This window comes from Helicobacter sp. T3_23-1059, from assembly GCF_053654515.1.
On the sequence record NZ_JBSIUV010000016.1, the window covers coordinates 22,596 to 40,381 of the forward strand.

Annotated in this window: 11 protein-coding genes and 1 pseudogene; 9 read left to right on the plus strand and 3 right to left on the minus strand. The window is 39.4% G+C overall.

The genetic code is table 11. From position 1 onward, the window contains the following. Window positions 1-25: 25 nt before the first annotated feature. A pseudogene (dnaE, locus tag ACWIX0_RS06180) lies at window positions 26-1,792 on the plus strand (DNA polymerase III subunit alpha); the annotation flags it as partial. Window positions 1,793-2,421: 629 nt separating this feature from the next. Further along, a complete protein-coding gene (locus tag ACWIX0_RS06185) occupies window positions 2,422-2,703 on the plus strand; it encodes a hypothetical protein (protein ID WP_454172859.1) in 282 nt (93 codons plus the stop codon). A 237-nt stretch (window positions 2,704-2,940) separates the two neighbouring features. On the opposite strand, the gene ACWIX0_RS06190 is transcribed toward ACWIX0_RS06185, so the two are convergent. Both ACWIX0_RS06190 and ACWIX0_RS06195 read right to left on the minus strand, forming a co-directional pair. Next, window positions 2,941-5,601, minus strand: coding sequence for a tetratricopeptide repeat protein (locus ACWIX0_RS06190; protein WP_454172861.1), 2,661 nt, complete (start codon window positions 5,599-5,601; stop codon window positions 2,941-2,943). A 110-nt stretch (window positions 5,602-5,711) separates the two neighbouring features. Then, window positions 5,712-5,936, minus strand: a complete 225-nt coding sequence (locus ACWIX0_RS06195) for a YdcH family protein (RefSeq protein ID WP_454172862.1) — start codon at window positions 5,934-5,936, stop codon at window positions 5,712-5,714. Between the two features lie 599 nt (window positions 5,937-6,535). Here ACWIX0_RS06195 and ACWIX0_RS06200 point away from each other — a divergent pair. Together ACWIX0_RS06200 and ACWIX0_RS06205 are read left to right on the plus strand one after the other, a co-directional pair. After that, complete coding sequence (locus ACWIX0_RS06200; RefSeq protein WP_454172864.1) at window positions 6,536-8,386, plus strand: HsdM family class I SAM-dependent methyltransferase; 1,851 nt, start codon at window positions 6,536-6,538, stop codon at window positions 8,384-8,386. A gap of 46 nt (window positions 8,387-8,432) precedes the next feature. After that, entirely contained in the window at window positions 8,433-9,713 is a 1,281-nt protein-coding gene (locus ACWIX0_RS06205) for a restriction endonuclease subunit S (protein WP_454172897.1), read from the plus strand. A 590-nt stretch (window positions 9,714-10,303) separates the two neighbouring features. On the opposite strand, the gene ACWIX0_RS06210 is transcribed toward ACWIX0_RS06205, so the two are convergent. Further along, window positions 10,304-10,753 carry a GatB/YqeY domain-containing protein gene (locus ACWIX0_RS06210; protein ID WP_454172866.1) on the minus strand — a complete coding sequence of 150 codons (450 nt, stop codon included), beginning with the start codon at window positions 10,751-10,753 and terminating at the stop codon, window positions 10,304-10,306. A gap of 420 nt (window positions 10,754-11,173) precedes the next feature. Here ACWIX0_RS06210 and ACWIX0_RS06215 point away from each other — a divergent pair, with 420 nt between their 5' ends. The 5 genes from ACWIX0_RS06215 to ACWIX0_RS06235 all read left to right on the plus strand — a co-directional run bounded on the left by ACWIX0_RS06215 (window position 11,174) and on the right by ACWIX0_RS06235 (window position 17,494). Further along, window positions 11,174-12,625 carry an LLM class flavin-dependent oxidoreductase gene (locus ACWIX0_RS06215; RefSeq protein ID WP_454172868.1) on the plus strand — a complete coding sequence of 484 codons (1,452 nt, stop codon included), beginning with the start codon at window positions 11,174-11,176 and terminating at the stop codon, window positions 12,623-12,625. Beyond that, window positions 12,615-13,652, plus strand: coding sequence for an ATP-grasp domain-containing protein (locus ACWIX0_RS06220; RefSeq protein WP_454172870.1), 1,038 nt, complete (start codon window positions 12,615-12,617; stop codon window positions 13,650-13,652). The genes ACWIX0_RS06215 and ACWIX0_RS06220 overlap by 11 nt, the downstream gene beginning before the upstream one ends. A 26-nt stretch (window positions 13,653-13,678) precedes the next feature. Beyond that, window positions 13,679-14,704, plus strand: coding sequence for an LLM class flavin-dependent oxidoreductase (locus ACWIX0_RS06225; RefSeq protein WP_454172872.1), 1,026 nt, complete (start codon window positions 13,679-13,681; stop codon window positions 14,702-14,704). A 152-nt stretch (window positions 14,705-14,856) separates the two neighbouring features. After that, window positions 14,857-16,104: an MFS transporter gene (locus ACWIX0_RS06230; RefSeq protein ID WP_454172873.1), complete on the plus strand. Its 1,248-nt coding sequence runs from the start codon at window positions 14,857-14,859 to the stop codon at window positions 16,102-16,104. 61 nt (window positions 16,105-16,165) lie between these two features. After that, window positions 16,166-17,494, plus strand: a complete 1,329-nt coding sequence (locus ACWIX0_RS06235) for an MFS transporter (protein ID WP_454172874.1) — start codon at window positions 16,166-16,168, stop codon at window positions 17,492-17,494. The last annotated feature ends 292 nt before the right edge of the window (window positions 17,495-17,786 follow it).

Sequence of the window (17,786 nt, forward strand, 5' to 3'; positions counted from 1 at the left end):
TTCTAATGCGACAAATATGGATTCTACTCAAGAGCAAACTTCGCAAGACTCGCAAGAATCAAAGCCACAAGATAATGAACGAGTGATTGTTACGCAGTATTCGATGAAGTATTTAGAGCCTGTGGATTTGGTGAAATTTGACTTTTTGGGGCTAAAAAACTTAACGCAGATTGATGATACGCTAAAACTAATCAAAGAGCGATATGGCACAACCATAGATTTTACCCAAGTAGATGTCAATGACAAAAAAGTATATGAGCTTATCCAAAGTGGCGATACGCTAGGAGTTTTTCAAATAGAATCTGGAATGTTTCAAGGACTCTCTCGCAGGCTAAAGCCTAGCAATTTTGAGGATATTATCGCCATTATCGCGCTAGGGCGACCCGGACCTATGGAATCAGGTATGGTAGATGATTTTATCGACCGCAAGCACGGACTAAAAAAAGTAACTTATATGTTTGAGGTGCTAAAGCCGATTTTGGAGGCGACTTATGGGACGATAGTCTATCAAGAGCAAGTAATGCAAATCGTGCAAGTTATCGGTGGATTTTCTCTTGGCGAAGCAGACTTAATCCGCCGTGCTATGGGGAAAAAAGATGAACAAATTATGGCAGATAACAAGGATAAATTTGTCAAAGGTGCGATAAAAAATGGACACGATGGCACAAAGGCAAGTGAATTATGGGAGCTAATTGTTAAATTTGCAGGCTATGGGTTTAATAAATCTCACTCTGCAGCCTATGCGATGCTGACATTTCAAACCGCGTATCTAAAAACTTATTATAAGCACGAGTTTATGGCTGCCCAGCTTACAGTAGAATCTGACAAAATCACAAAAGTAGCAAAATATATCCAAGAAACGCGCAATATGAACTTAGAAGTCTTGCCTCCACATGTCAATCTTTCCGTAGAGTTTTTTGGTGTGGCAGATGTAGCGCAATCTAATGAGCTAGATTCTAGCACAATAGAATCTAATGAGGATAAGTCTAACCAAACAGATTCTAGCGCGACACAATCTAGCACCAAAAAAATCGTATTTGGACTTGGGGCGATAAAGGGCGTGGGCAAAGATGTCATAAGTGATATTATTGAGACGCGCAAAATCGGAGGCAAGTTTAAAAACTTGCAGGATTTTGTGCAACGAGTGGATTTCACAAGGCTAAATAAACGCTCCTTAGAGCCACTGATAAAATCAGGTAGCTTGGATAATCTAGGGTTTAGCCGAGCGTGTATGATGAAGCATATTGACACGATTTGTGAAATCGGTCGCAACAAACAAAAATTAGAAGAAACCATTGGAGATTCTCTTTTTAGCGATTCAAAAGAGGAGCTATCTGAAGTCATATTTGATTTTAGGGACATAAAAGAGTTTGATACAAAAACAATGCTTGAATACGAGTATGAGAGCTTAGGAATCTATATCACAGGACACCCCCTAGATGAATACGCAAAAGAAATCAAATCCATCAAAAGCGTGGTGGGAATCGATAAAATCGAAGAGCTAAAAGTCGGCTCAAATGTCTTGCTTATCGTAAAAGTGATGAGCATAGCAAAAAAAGTAGGCAAAAAAAGTGGTAAGGTTTATGGAAGTTTGAAAGTGATTGATTTGCACGGCGAGCTAGAAATCACTATCTTTGAGCAAACGCTTCTAAAGCTAGATATGATGGATTTAAATAAACCTGTGGTGCTAAAGGGCAGAATCGATGAGCGCGAGGAAGAAAACGAAGTGCGCGTGTTTGACATATTGCCATTTGAGGAGGCAAAAAAACAACGCGTGCGCATAGAATACAAAGCTAAAAATATAGAAAATTATGACAATCAAGATGTGATTCCAGCGGGCATAAAAGAAGTGGGATTTGGGCATGGCTGTCCGCTAGGACTTGTGCTAAATACGAGCATACAGCCAAAGCAACTAGAAAAAATCTCTAGCTTAGCAAAATCAAACGCAGGAGCGCGAGAGCTACATATCATCATCAAAGAGGAGGGGAGGCAATATGTGTTTAAAAGTCATTTTTTGGTAAGCGATAGTATCAAAGATGAGGTTTTAGCTGTGGAGGAGCTAGATGGATTAGCGTGGCTTGATTTGGCGTAAAATCACTTATAAAATCAGTTTATGAAAATCCATTTGCTAAATTTTGATTTTGCAAAACTTCGACTTATCATAATTCATTTGCCAAAATCGATTTTTTAAAACTTCAATTTGTAAGGGAGGATTTTGGTTTAAAAAAAAACACAAAAAAAGCCAAAAAGGATTTTAGCTTTTGTGAGTTTTATTTATGTGGAATGTCTCTTGCTTTTTAGCGACATAAAAGCGCAAATAACTTTTTGCAAAAAGCATTGTTTGCACAAAGTTTTAAAAGTTGCTTTGAAAGCGGGTTTTAACGACAAATAAAAAACGCAAATAAACAAAAAGGAGTTTTTATGTCTGTGATTGTTGCTTTGTATGCCTTGCCAATCGTGGTAATCGGCTATATGCTGCATAAAGAAGTGGAGAAAAATCGCTACGCTGTGCGAAAACAAATAAAAGATATGCAATTCAAAAAAAGCCTGCATTCATTAAGCAGTTTGCAAAATCCTAATAGCGTAACAAATCGCATAAAAAATATGGATAGTTTGCATAGTTTGGAAGAGTTGGAGAGTTTGACAAGTTTGCAAAATATGCAAAATTTAGATTCTAAAAGCCCTGCCCAAAAAAGCGCGTAATCAAAAATCGCAAAATCATTTTGTAGCACATTTTTAGCCCAAAATCGCACGATTTGATTGTTGTCGCGCAACTTTATTTGCAAAACTTTATGTTGCAGTGTTTTTGCAGTATATTTGTAGTGTTTTGCCTCGTGTATTTGCCGTGTTTTTGCAGTGTTTTTGCAATAAAAAATCTAAAAAAATATGGTTTGTCATTTTTGCAGGTTTTTATGGAGTTTTTATGGGCTTTGCAAGGTTTTAGATTTTGCTTCTTTTAGCAAAATCTACCAAATACGATTCTAATGCTCCGCATACTTGCGACCAATCGCCATTCCTCCCTTGAGCTAGCACTTCCCCGCCACATAGCCCGCTAAAGTTTGCTTTGCTATCTTGTGCTTCTTTTTGCAAGGTGATATTTTTGCCTATCTCTTCCCACCGCCAATCATATCTTTTGTGCGCTATGACTAAGCAAGGCACTCCTAGCGCGATAGCTAGATGCGCAGGCGCAGAATCAATGCTTACGATTATATCAAGCCCGCTCATCACTTTTGCCGTGTCTAAAAAACTATGCAAATCATAAAATTTTATGTTGTGATTGTTGTTATTTTTATGTAGATTTGTGTTTAAGGCATTGTTTTTGATTTGTGCCATATTTGTTTTTGCGTGGTTTTGTAGCAGGGATTCTGGCTGTAAGCAATGTAGCTCTATTGTTGTGTTTTTTGTGAAATGTTGTTGCAAATTATGCTGTGTATCGTTGCTTAGCAAATGTTGCACGCGCAAAAGAGAGGGCAATATAAAATCTAGTGGGATAGATTTGTCTTTAGCATTTGAAGAGCCTGAAGTGGAGGCAAAGAAAAAACCGATTTTAAAAGCTTCATTTGCTTCATTTGCTTGATTTGTGTCATTTGCACTATTTACACCATTTGTAAAATGCGCGGAGTTAAAATCCTTATTATCTGTGCTTTTTGGCAAATATTCACTCACAAAATCTCCGCATGTAAAATCACTACTTACAAAATCATTGTTTGCAAACCCCCTAGCTTTGTTGCCTAGATAGCCTGCTAGATAGCTTTCATTTTGACTAAAATCTTGCAGAGATTTTACCTCCAAAATATATGCCAAACTCATCGCACTCACGCAATAATCAAACTCACAAAAATCCCTCTCTACGACATTGTAGCGCAGTCTAAAAAGTCCTTTTAGCTCATCGCGCACGCATAGATACACCCTGCATTCGCACACGCATTTCAAAGCATCAATAAATCGCCCAAACATTATCATATCGCCAAACCCCTGCTCGCTAAAAATCAGCACTTTTTTGCCTTTTAGCATTGTTTGGAGTTGGTTTGGGTCGCCACTTAAGCTATGCAAATATTTGCTTGAAGCAAAAAAATCTGCATTAAACACATCAGCTTTTTCTAATGCTAATCGCTCCTCATATAGCTTAAATCCAAGCGAAAAATTTTGCAAACTAAGTGCTAAATGCGCATAATTTATCGCGCAAAGCGGATTTGCATCTAGGCAATACGCACAGCCATACAGATAAAATGAAAGCATATTAAACCCTGCGTATCGTGCGGTGTTTGCGTAGTTGAAATAAAATTGTGAAATATGCTTTTGTGGCGTGCTAGATTCTTGTATATGGCTTTTGTAGGTGGCGATTTTTTCTAGCGTGGCTTCATCAAACTGCTGAATGGAGCTAATATGTTTTTGCGTGCGTTTTTTTGGCATATTTGGCAAAATATTGCTACGAAAATACGAATCTAGCGCGTCTTTGTCAAACTCTTTTCCCTCCATACTTAAAGGCAAAAATCCACACTCTTTAGCAAAGCCAGATTCTAGCTCTGCATAGATTTCACACGCCTTTTTGCCCTCATCGATTTGGTTGTATAAAAATGCTAGATTTAGTTTGGCATTTAGCGTGCCACATACTTGATATAGCGCGATAGCTTCGCTGTATTCACTATCTTTGGCGTGCAAATTCGCTAGATTGTATATGGCGTCTTTATCATTTGGATTTAGCTCTATGGCGACTTTGTATGCTTGCTTTGCTTGGGCTAGCAAGAGATTAGATTTTGGGTCTGGCTTTACTTGTGGCTCGTAGGGGTTTATGAAATATTGCGGATTTGTAAGCGTCTCTAGCGAGATAGAATCACTCATATCATTTGCAGGGTTATTTTTTTGTTTGTTTTCTTTTTTATTGCTTGACATTGTTAGATTTTGCGCGCTTTTTCTGTTTTGGGAAGTGGTTAGATTTTGTAAATTTTTCATTGTTGGGGAGTTGCTTGCTTGCATTAGTTTTTGTGCGTTTAGGCTCTCTGCTTGCGTGGTTAGCGCACGCGCAAGGTTATAATACACATCGCCATTTTGGCAAGGCACAAATGAGCTTAAAATTTCAATCGCAGCTAGCGCGTTGCCATTTTGTCGCAAAATCTCCGCTAGATTAAACGCGATTTTTTCATCATTTGGAGCTAGGGTTAGGGCGATTTGGAGGGATTCTATGGCGCGTGGGATATTTGCTAGATAATAAAGACTCATACCGCATACAAACCACACTTGCGGTGCGCTAGGATTTTCGCTCAAAAACGCCGTGCAAAGCGCAATCGTGCGATTGTAATCCGTAGCTTCAAACGCGCTTATAATCTCGCTTGGGATAGCGTTTTGCAGATTCTGCAGTTTTTTTGGTGTGGTAGAATCTATTTTTTTGCTGTTTGTGTCGTTTGGGGCTGTGTGATTTGGGCGGTTTGATTTTATGTTTGTGGTAGATTTTGCGTTTTTTGGTTTGACTAGATTGGTAGCAATGTCTTTAGCAGGATTGGTAGGTGGTTTATTTTTGGAGTTTTTTTTGGTAGATTTTTTTTGCGATTGTGGAGTAAGGCTATGTGGAGATGGACTATGCGTAGCTAGATTTTCTTTCATCTGCACTTCTTGCGTTGGTGGCTTTCATATTTTGTTATTTAGATTTTGTTTTATCGTTTGGGGTTTTTCGCTATTTTAGCGTGGCTAAACCCCGCTTTGTGAAATTGTCGCTATTTTTGTGTCTTGCGATATTCTAAAATCATCGCATATACTTCATCTTTTAGTCGAAGTTTTTGCTTTTTTAGCACATCTATTTCGGTATTTGATAGCGGCTCTAAGCCATTTTCGGCATTTTGGATTTTTTGGTCTAAGTCATTATGCTCATCAAAAATCTTTTCAAAATGTGCATCGCTGGTTTTTAGCTTGCTGATTTCTTCGCGGTATTCGTGGAACATTTGGACTCCTTTTTGGGTTTTGCTTTTTTGCGCTTTTGTCTTTTTTGGTTTGCCACTTTTGATAAAATCATTTACAAAATCTTACAAAAGCACTAAGACAAGCATTTTACAAAAATTTTGTTAAGTTTGTCCTTAGATTCTGCCATCTCTTTGCAAAACTCGTAATAAAAAACGCAAAATCGTATAAAAATAAAAAAATTACCAAAAAATAACCTAAAAAATGCCTATGCAAAATTAAAGTGTTATAATTTCGTGTTTTTTGTTTTGATAAAACACATTTAGCAAACGCAAAAATACATTACTACAAAACATAAATACACAAAACAAAGGAACGCAAATGCCAAATAATCCAAGCAATCAAAACAACTACACAAGCGATCATTTCACCCCCCCCCCCCCTCAATACTCTTACTAAACATTCTAAAAGAGAATCTAGCTACGAGGAAAGAGTCGAAGATTTTATCAAGCGATTTTTAGATTCTAAAGGCATTAAATACTACACAAAGACACAAAAGCTAAACGATGATATAGCCCAAGCCCTAGAAAAATACCCAAGCAAAAGCGGTGGCAAGGGCAAAAACTACCCTGATATTCAATGTATGATTACCACAAAAGGGCTAAAAAACCTCCCTGTGATGATTGAGTGCAAGGGCAAAAGGGGCGATTTAGCCAAATTTAGAGAATCTTCGCTTCAATCCCAAATACAATCCATAGAAAACTTTAAAGAAAATGGCGACAAACATTTTGCAAATATACAAAAATACGCGCTAAATGGAGCGATTCACTATGCTGATGCACTCACTTTTTATTCAAATTTTAAAGAATGCCTAGCTATCGGCATAAACGGCTATGAGGAAGCAGGCGAGCTAAAGCTAGAATATGCCGTATATCTTGTATCAAATCCAAATATTTACCAAAAGCTAGGCGATTTTAGTGATTTGAGCTTCCTAACAAGCGATGATTTAGATGAGCGCATTGCAAATTTGGCTCTAAGCGAGCAAGAAATCGAAGCAAAAACCAAAGAGATAGAATCCCAAATGGAGATTCGCCTGAAAAATATCAATGAAACCATTTATAGTGATATTCAAAATGTCGGCGTAGGCGCGAGAGTGAAGCTAATCGTAGGTATGATTATGTCCGCACTTGGCGTTGAGAGTAGATTAAGCGCGTTAAAGCTAGAGGATTTAAAAAGCGAGGATAATCCAAACGATAATGACAGCGAGACAATGCTCCGCAAAATCAAAGGATTTTTAGAAGAAAAAAATCTATCCAAAACGAAGCAAGATATGGTTATGAATGTCTTGCGCGGGATTTTTGTGGATTATCACTTATGGAAACCACGCAATGCAGAGAGCCACATTAAAAAAATCTACAAAATGGTGCTAGATAATATAATGCCCTATTTGGCAAACAACAAATACCATTTAGATTTTACAGGACAGCTTTTTAATGTGCTAAATCGCTATGTGGATATTCCCGATGGCGAGAAAAACGATGTCGTGCTAACGCCGCGTTATGTGTGCGAGATTATGGCTAGGCTTTGTGAAGTCAATAAAGATAGCTTTGTGTGGGATTATGCGCTAGGCACGGGCGGATTTTTGATTTCTAGTATGAAGCTAATGATAAAAGATGCCCAAGATTCAATCAAAAGCCAAGATATTTTACGCGAAAAAATCATTCACATTAAAACCCGTCAGCTTTTAGGCATAGAAAAACGGCAAGATATTACGCTTTTAGCCATTCTAAATATGATTTTGATGGGCGATGGTAGCGCAAATGTCCTAAACCAAGATAGTTTAGAGGAATTTAATGGCAACTACCCCGATAATACAAATAACAAACCCGAAGCCTTCCCCGCAAATATATTTTTGTTAAATCCACCGTATTCTGCCAAAGGCAAGGGCTTTATTTTCGTAGCCAAAGCCCTAAAAAAGATGAGCAATGGCAAAGCCGCCGTGCTAATCCAAGAAAACGCAGGAAGTGGCAATGGACTGCCCTATACAAAAGAGATTCTAACTCATAGCACACTTATAGCTAGTATCAAAATGGCAGATATTTTTATGGGTAAATCAGGCGTGCAAACCGCAATCTATCTCTTTGAAGTCGGCAAGGCACACGACAAAGATAAGATAGTGAAATTTATCGATTTTAGCAATGACGGCTATGAGCGGCAAAATCGCAAAAAATCGGGGCTAAATGTCAATCTCAAAGACATAGACGCCAAAGCGAGATATAAAGAGATTGTCGATATTGTGCTAAATCGCAAGAAAGACACGCATTATTTTGATGAATGTGTGATAGAGGATAGTATAAATTTAGAGGGCAAGGATTGGACTTATGCGCAACATAAAAAGATAGATTCTAAGCCCACATTGCAAGACTTCAAAAAATGTGTGAGCGACTATCTCGCGTGGGAAGTCTCACAAGTCTTAAAAAAGGATTGTCTTTAGCGTAACTCAAATAAGTGCGAATCTTACAAATCTTGAAGCAGACTTTATCGCGCAAGGTGGCAAATGGGAGGAATTTAAGTTAATCAATTTATTTAATTATGTGCGAGGAACGCGACTTGTAAAAAGTGCGAGAATCAAAGGCGACTTGCCATTGCTTACAGCGGGAGAATTTAATCAAGGCGTAAAAGAATTTATTAGCAATCAAAATCAGCAAATTTTTAACAATGCCATTACGATTGATATGTTTTGTAATTCTTTTGTGCATATTGAAAATTTTTGTTGCGATGACAATATTTTGGTTTTGAATGCAAAAAAGCCTATGAATAAATATCATTTGAGATTCATAAGCACGATAATCAATAAAGACAAATCAAAATATGGCTATGGCAAACAATACAGAATGGGCAGTTTGGAAAATCATAAAGTTTTACTCCCCACGATAGATGGCAAAATCGCCTTTGATTTTATGGAATCGTATATAAAAGAGCTAGAAGCAGAGAGAATACAAGAGCTAGAAGCATATTTAGAGGTTACGGGACTAAACGACTATGAGTTAAACGCACAAGAGAGAGAGGCATTAGCGATTTTTGCCTCGTCATTGCGAGCAAGCGAAGCGAGCGTGGCAATCCACACGACTTTTTGTCATACTGAGCGTAGCGAAGTATCTCACAAAAACAGCGATAGAGATATTTCGGCTTTTTCACAGCCTCAATATGACAATGTAAATTCCCCCTCCCGTAGCACGAGTGGGGCTAGGGGGTGGGTAAATCCTCGCAATGACGCTTTGAATCTCCAATGGCGTGAATTTACAATCGGTGATTTGTTTGAAATCAAACCTACAAAAGCCTACAAAATGACAAACACGACTTTATTTGCGACAAAAGGCAATGTCCCTGTGGTTACAAATTCTAGCTTAAATAATGGCGTAAGTGGCTATGTGGATTTAGAGCCGACAGAAAAGGGAAATATGATAACTTACAGCGACACCACAACTTCGGAGGGGATTTTTTATCAGCCACGAGATTTTATAGGATATTCTCACATACAAGGGCTTTATCCGCTTCAAGATTCGGACAAATGGAATAAATACGCATTGCTTTATTTTGTCGTGCTATTTAGAAAGGCAAGTTTTGGGCTGTTTGATTATGCAAATAAATTTAACAGACAAATCGCAAAGCAAATGACAATAAAATTACCCGTGAATCAAAATAACCAAATCGCCTTTGATTTTATGGAAATTTTCATTAGCGCGGTGCAAAAAGAAGTGATAAAATCCGTAGTGTTGTGGAAGCAAAAACGCATAAACGCCACCAAAGCGTATAAATAATACCAAAGCGATTATCAAAAATCACTAAAACTATGAAAATTTGGCTATTTAGAGCATAAGTCAAAAATGATATAATCCCCATTCATTAAAAGCGGTGCTTTACTGCCACCCCTAAAACTCATAAAATCACGCAAACTTCAACGAAAATATCCCACTAACTCGCTATCAAAGGCTTTTATCATATATTCTAAAAATGCTTCTATTTTGTCGCTATCTAATCACCGATTTTGACTTGGCTAAAATTTGGCAAGTAGAAAGCCTAGAAGTGCAGTTTGCATTAGCTTTGTAAAGATTTGCAAAAAAAAGCGCGATTTTTTATCGTGCAAAAAGGCGCGTAGATAACGATAGCTTTTTGATGATTACGCATTTTACTTTTGCGATTAAAACGCTAGTATTTTTCAAATCAAAGCGAGTTAAGATTTAAGAAGTGCGTTCGTGGATTTTATGCTCGTTTATTGTATCGCACCAAAATCTTATCGTTTGCTTTGCTACAAAATCATTATCTAGTATTTGCAAAATACGAGCGACTTTATTGCGTATAATAATCTCCAAAAGCTCGATGTTTGCGCATAGATTTTATGTTTGTAGATTTATGCTTGTCCCAAAAGTGTTTTTACCATTTGTGAGATTCTGCTCCCATTGGCATTTAGCCCTTTTGTTGCGCCCATTACTTTGCCCATATCTTTTGGGCTTGTAGCACCTATTTCTTTGATGATAGATTCTAGCTTTTGCCTTAGCTCATCATCGCTAAGCTCGGCAGGCAGGTAGCTAGTGATGATGTCTAGCTCTTTTTGCTCTTTGTCTAGCAAATCATTTCGTCCGCCTTTTTTGTATGCCTCTATGGCGTCTTTGCGCTGTTTTGAGGCTTTTTGTAGGATTGATATGATTTTGGCATCATCTAGCACTTCGCGTGTATCGACTTCCACGCGCTTTATGTCTGCATTTAGCAGTCGCAAAGTATCTCGCAAAAATGTATTGCCAGATTTCATCGCCTCTTTTAAATCGTTGTTTAGTCGCTCTTTTAGATTTTGTGTACTCATTGTAGCTTCTCCATTTTGTAGATATTGCACGCATTTAGCGTGCAACTTGGTGTGTAAATACAATTTACAAACGCGAATTATAACAAAAACAAATGTCAAAAGTAGCTAAAACACAAAATCTACCAAACACATATTGTGTTTTTATGAAACATTTGAGAAAAATTTTGCAATTTTTTGCAAACACATATTGTGTTTTTACATTTTTAAGATAGAATGCACTTCAAGGTTTTTGCAAAATTTTGTGTTTTTATGCTTAGATTTTAATGGCTTTAGCGACAAGTTAGCGATAAATTGCAAACAAAATAGCGAATCAAAAATAGCGAGAAAATCTAACCCCAAAATCCAAAAGCAAGACAAAAACCCTAAAATCTTAAACAAACCAAAATCTACATTTTGGTAGATAAATCTTAAGGAGTAACAATGAGCAAGCCCGTAAAGCAGATTAGTTTTAATGCTTTTGAGATGAACTGCATAAGCCATCTAAGCCCGGGGCTTTGGCGGTATCCAAATGACCAAGCCCTGCGCTACAAAGATATAGAATATTGGCAAAATATCGCACAAATCGCCGAAAAAGGGCTATTTGATGCGATTTTTATCGCTGATGTGATTGGCGTGTATGATTTGTATGGTGGCAATGATTTAGGTGCGCTAAAGACGGCTTTGCAAGTGCCTGTAAATGACCCTGTGCAGTTAGCCGCAGTAGGAGCAGCAGCGACTAAACATATAGGATTTGGTATTACTGCTGGCGTGCCTTTTGAGCATCCATTTCCTTTTGCTAGGAGGCTTAGCACGCTAGATCACCTCACAAAAGGACGCGTAGGCTGGAATATCGTAACGGGGTATTTGCCAAGTGCCAATAAAAATATGGGAGAGAGCGAACTTCCACACGATGAGCGATATGAGCTAGCTGATGAATATATGGAGGTGATTTATAAGCTATTAGAGGGGAGTTGGGAAGATGAAGCGGTGATTTTAGATAGGGATAGTGGTGCTTTTGCAAATCCTAACAAAATCCACCACATAGGGCATAAGGGCAAGTATTTTAATGTCCCCGGGATCCATATTTGTGAGCCTAGCATTCAGCGCACACCTGTGCTTTTTCAAGCGGGAAATTCTGTGCGTGGGCGAAAATTTGCAGCCACTCACGCAGAGGCGATATTTATCTCACCACCCACAAAAGAATACGCAAAAATCGCCGTAAAACAAGTGCGAGACGCGCTAGTGCAAGCAGGGAGAGACCCATATAGCGCAAAAATCTACCTTTTAGCTACAATCATTACCGATAAAAACGAAGAATTAGCACAGGCAAAATACAAAGACTTGCTAAAATACGCAAGCACAGAGGGGGCTTTGGTGATAAATTCTGGTTGGCTTGGAGTTGATTTAAGCCGATATGAGCTAGATGACCCGCTAAGCAATATCAAATCAAACGCCATAGTCGCGCAAGTCGAAGCCCTCACAAACTCCACCACCGATGAGGGCAAGACTTGGACTTTGCGCGATTTGATAAAGCTATCAGGCATAGGTTCTCAAGGACCAAAAATCATAGGTAGCCCACAAAAAGTCGCAGATATTATCCAAGAGTTTATCGCTTATAGCGATGCAGATGGGTTTAACCTAGCCTATGCTACAACGCCGGGGACGATACAAGATGTGGTAGATTTTGTCGTGCCAGAGCTACAAAAAAGAGGCGCGTATAAGCAACAATATGTCGAGGGGAGTTTGCGACACAAGCTATTTGGCAAAGGCGATAGGCTTGATTATTCTCATATTGCTTCGCAATACCGCGTAGGCGGGGCAAAATCTAGCATAGATGACTACACAGGCACAGGCAGAGTAAAATCTAAAAAGGAGGCAGATTATGTTATATAACAATTTGCAAAAAGGCATTTATATCTTGCACGAAAATCCCGAGTGGATTCCACCTTTTGCGCTAGCGTTTGAGCGAGCGGGGGTGGAGTTTGGCGAGATTATACTCACAAATGGCAGTATAGATATTGACAAAGAGCCACCTCAAGGGGTTTTTTGGAGCAGGATTTCTGCTTCAAGCCACACGCGTGATAATGCGTTCTCTAAAGAATATGGGCGAAGTATCCTCTCGTGGCTAGAATCCAATAACCGAACGGTGATAAATGGTAGCTCCGTGCTAGAGCTAGAAGTAAGCAAAGTGCGACAATATCTAGCCCTATCTCAAGCGGGATTTCGCACGCCAAAAACCATCGCTGTTTTTGGCAAAGAGGATTTATTAGAGCGGGCAAAGGGACTTAAAACGCCATTTATCACTAAGCACAATCAAGGTGGCAAAGGGCTAGGCGTTCGGCGATTTGATAGTGTTGAAGAGTTTAGGGAGTATGTAGAATCTAGCGAGTTTGAAATGCCCATTGATGGCGTTACGCTACTGCAAGAATATGTCCGCTCTAAAGAGCTTTTTATCACTAGAGTAGAATTTATCGGTGGTAGATTTCACTATGCGGTGCGCGTGGATACAAGCGGAGGTGCGTTTAAACTATGTCCAGCCGATGCCTGCGCGCTAGAAGACGGACAAAATGCAGAATCTAACAAAGAGATTTTGCCACAAATCGCAGGGGCAGCGTGCGATATAAACAGCAATAATGGCGGGGTTAGCAAATTTAGCCTGCGTGAGGATATAAACGAAAACACGCCATTAGTGCAGCAACTAGAGGAATTTTTAAAATTGCACAAAATCCAAGTTGCTGGCGTGGAGTTTATCGAAACGCAAAATGGCGAAATCGTAGTGTATGATATAAACACAAATACAAATTACAACAAAGTCGTAGAGGATTCTCTGCGCGCACAGGGCAAGCAAGCTGCAAGCGATAGAATCGTGGAGTTTTTGCGCGAGCAATTAGACAAAACAAACGCCAAACAAACAGCGTAAATCAAACTACAAAAAAGGAGCAAACAATGAAAATGAAGTTTGGATATTGGACACCTGTATGGGGTAGCTGGCTACGAAATGTCGATGATGACACGACACAATGCAGTTGGGAATACATAAAAGACTTGGCATTAAACGCGGAGGAGCTAGGCTATGTGCTAACACTTGTGCCTGAACTCTACCTAAATGACATAAAGGGCGAAAAAGCCCCCGTGCTTGATGCGTGGGCTATCGCAAATGGACTAGCAGCGATTACTAAAAAAATCGAGATTTTAGCAGCACTTCGCCCGCAATACCACCAAGTCGCCCTCACAGCTAAACAAATCGCCACCATTGCCCAAATCAGCGGGAATCGATTTAGTGTAAATATGGTTAGCGCGTGGTGGGAAGAGGAAGCAAGACAATATGGAATCAACTTTGATGCCCACGATGATAGATATGCTCTAGTCAAAGAATACACCGATGTGCTAAGGGGATTTTGGAAAGACACTCCGCTAAATCACAAAGGCAAGTATTATAATTTCGTGGATTCTTATAACGAGCCAAAACCTACCAAAATGCCACTTGTATATGCGGGAGGGGAGAGCGATGTGGGGCGCACTACAATCGCGCAATTTGCCGATAGGTATCTAATGCACGGAGGCACGGTCGAAGAAGTGTGGGAAAAGATTAACGATATGAAAGAACGCAGAGCAAAAGCGGGTAAAGAGCCTTTTAGCGCGTTTGGAATGGCGACTTATATCATCGTGCGCGATACCGAAAAAGAAGCCCAAGATGAGCTAAAAAGAATCACTACGATAAAAAATTATAGCGATTATGCAAGCTCATATAGCGATTTTACGGGCAACTCTCAACTTGATTTAGAAATCACTAAACAAGAATACAGCGTCTCAAATCGCGGACTTCGCTCAAACCTAATCGGCACGCCCGAGCAAGTCGCAGAAAAAATCCGCGCATACCACAAAGCAGGGCTAAACCTGCTAATCGTGCAATGCGCAAATGTCCGTCAAGAGCTAGAAATGATAGCTAAAAAAGTGTTTCCTTTGCTTTAGTTTGTAGCGTCAAAACTAAAGTGATTTTTAGTGAAGTGGGGTTTTAGATTTTGGGGTTTGAATATCGTTTGCGACAAAAAAGCGACAAAATGGCTTATGCAAAATTCTAATCAAAGTTTTGTATAGCAATAGCAAGACAAAAAGGACTACCAATGCAAACAAAACCCCATATCCCAAGCCTCATTGCTGCAAGCAGTGGAAACCTCATAGAATGGTTTGATTTTTACATTTATGGATTCTCTGCGGTATATTTTGCGCATAATTTTTCAAACGCCACTTCGCCCCTGCTAGCCCAAATCGAAATCTTTGGCGTCTTTGCCGCAGGGTTTTTGATGCTACCTGTGGGAAGTATCATTTTTGGGCGCATAGCAGACAAAGATTCTCGCAAAAAAGCGATGATAATCTCGATTTTGTGTATGGCATTTGGCTCTTTTGTGATTGCATTTTTGCCTGATAAATCTAGCATTGGCGATAGCGCGATTATCCTGCTTTTGTGTGCTAGACTTTTGCAGGGTGTAGCGGTGGGAGGGGAGTTTGGCATTGTTGCGGCGTATTTAAGCGAAATCGCTCCTAGCGGGAAGCGAAGTTTTTATTCTTCATTTCAATACGCCACCATCATTGGTGGACAGCTACTAGCGGTGGCTAGCATTAGTTTTTTGTTTTTGTTTTTTGATGAAGGGGATATGAAGGATTTTGGCTGGCGGATTTTATTTGGTGCAGGGGGGGTTTTGGCATTAGCTAGCCTTATTTTTCGTGGATTTATGAGAGATGATAGTGCGCAAAATCTACTTTTGTTTAGCGATAGAGGCAGTTTTAGGGCATTGGCAAAATCGTGGAAATCCCTAGCGTTAGTCATTGGCGTAACGGCTGGCTGCACCATAGGATTTTACACCATAACCACATATCCTAAAATCTATATGATAAATAATGGCTTAGCCTCGCATATCGCAAATAATATTATGTTAGGGGCGTTATGCGTGCTGTGCGTGGCGATACCACTCATAGGCTATGTCAGTGATAAAATCGGGTTTAAAGCATCGCTTAGTGTGTATTTAGGATTTTGCATAGTGGGAATCTACCCGCTATTTTTGCTTATGCGTGAGGCACAAAGCGTGTTTGTGCTATTTATCATCGCTAGTTTTATGTGCTTTATGCTTAGCTTTTATACCGCTGTGGCAGCCATTTCTAAAACCTCGCTTTTCCCCCCACATATCCGCGCACTAGGTGCGGGGCTTGGAGCAATGATAAGCGTGGGGATTTTTGGAGGGAGTGTGAATTTTGTCGCGCTAAGTTTTGTCAAAAACGGCGTTGAATGGGGATTTTTTGTATATTTTGCTTGCTTTGCGTTTATCTCGCTTATATGCGTTTATCTTATCCCCAAAAAACGCGAGCTAGACTAATATTATTTGTGCTAGATTTTTGCTATCACAAATAAAAATCTAAAATCAAAAAGGTGCGATGATGAAATTTAAACCAAAATGGAATCTAAAAAAAGATGCCAGCAAGCACTATAAACACGATAAAAACGAGTTTAACAAAAACATTAGCGAATCTAAGAGAATCCAAAGCGTAATCGCCGCAAGCAGTGGAAATCTAGTAGAATGGTTTGATTTTTATATTTATGGCTTTGCAGCAGTGTATTTTGCGCATAATTTTTCAAACGCTACTTCCCCGCTAATTCAGCAGATTTCGGTATTTGGCGTGTTTGCTGCGGGGTTTTTGATGCTCCCTGTGGGCAGTGCTATTTTTGGCTCTATCGCTGATAAAATCGGGCGAAAAAGCTCTATGGTAGTCTCAATCGTGTTTATGGCATTGGGTTCTTTTAGCATTGCTTTTTTGCCTGATAAACATAGCATTGGCGATATAGCCATTATCTTGCTTTTGCTAGCACGACTGCTTCAAGGCGTAGCAGTAGGTGGCGAATATGGCATAGCAGCCGCATACCTTAGCGAAATCGCACCAAAAGGCAAGAGGGGATTTTACTCATCATTTCAATACCTTACTCTTATCGGCGGACAGCTACTAGCGGTGGCTAGCATTAGTTTTTTGTTTTTGTTTTTTGATGAAGATCAGATGAGGGATTTTGGCTGGCGGATTTTATTTTTTGTAGGTGGCGTGCTAGCGTTATTAAGCCTGCTTGTTAGGACATTTATGAGTGATGATTCTAGCGAAATCCTAAAAAAATACGAAGACAGGGGTAGCCTAAAAGCATTGCTAAAATCGTGGAAAAGTGTGGCTTTGGTGCTAGGTATCACTGCTGGGTGCTCACCTGCTTACTACATAATCACGGTGTATTCTAAAGTCTATATGATAAATAACGGCATAGATGCGCATATCGCAACTAATATTATGCTAGGTGCGCTTTTTTTGCTTTTTATTGTCGTGCCTTTTATGGGTGCGCTAAGCGATAAAATCGGGCTTAAAAACTCGCTTCTTATTTTTTGTGTGTTTGCATTTTTTGGGATTTATCCGTCATTTTTGCTGATGAGAGAGACAACAGAACCTTTATTACTTTTTGCAATCGTGGGCTTTATGTGCTTTATGCTTGGGTTTTATAGCGCGGTGGCTGGGATTTTTAAAACGACTTTGTTTCCTCCGCAAGTAAGGGCTCTTGGCACGGGGATAAGCTACACCATTGGCGCAGCAGCTTTTGGAGGAAGCGCAAACTATGTCGCATTGCAATTTAAGGCAAATGGCATAGAATATGGATTTTTTATCTACTTTGCTGTGCTAATGGCAGTGGCTACTATCTGCGTGGTGCTAATCCCCAAAAAACGCGAACTAGACTAGCAAAAACTACCATTTATATGATATTTACGCGACATAAAATCCACTTTAATGCGGATTTTTGCGTGGTAGCTTTTTTTATTAAATTTGTTTTTGCCATATTCACTTTTCACCAAAAAATCAAAGTATCCAAAATCTTGCCATATTTAGCAAATGCGAAATATTTTGTCATTGCTAGCATTGCATTTTTATGCAACGCGTGGCAATCCACACTGAAAATTGTCATACTTAGGGCGTAGCCCGAAGTATCTCTAAACTTCAAAACACAAATAGAGATATTTCGCTAACGCTTAAG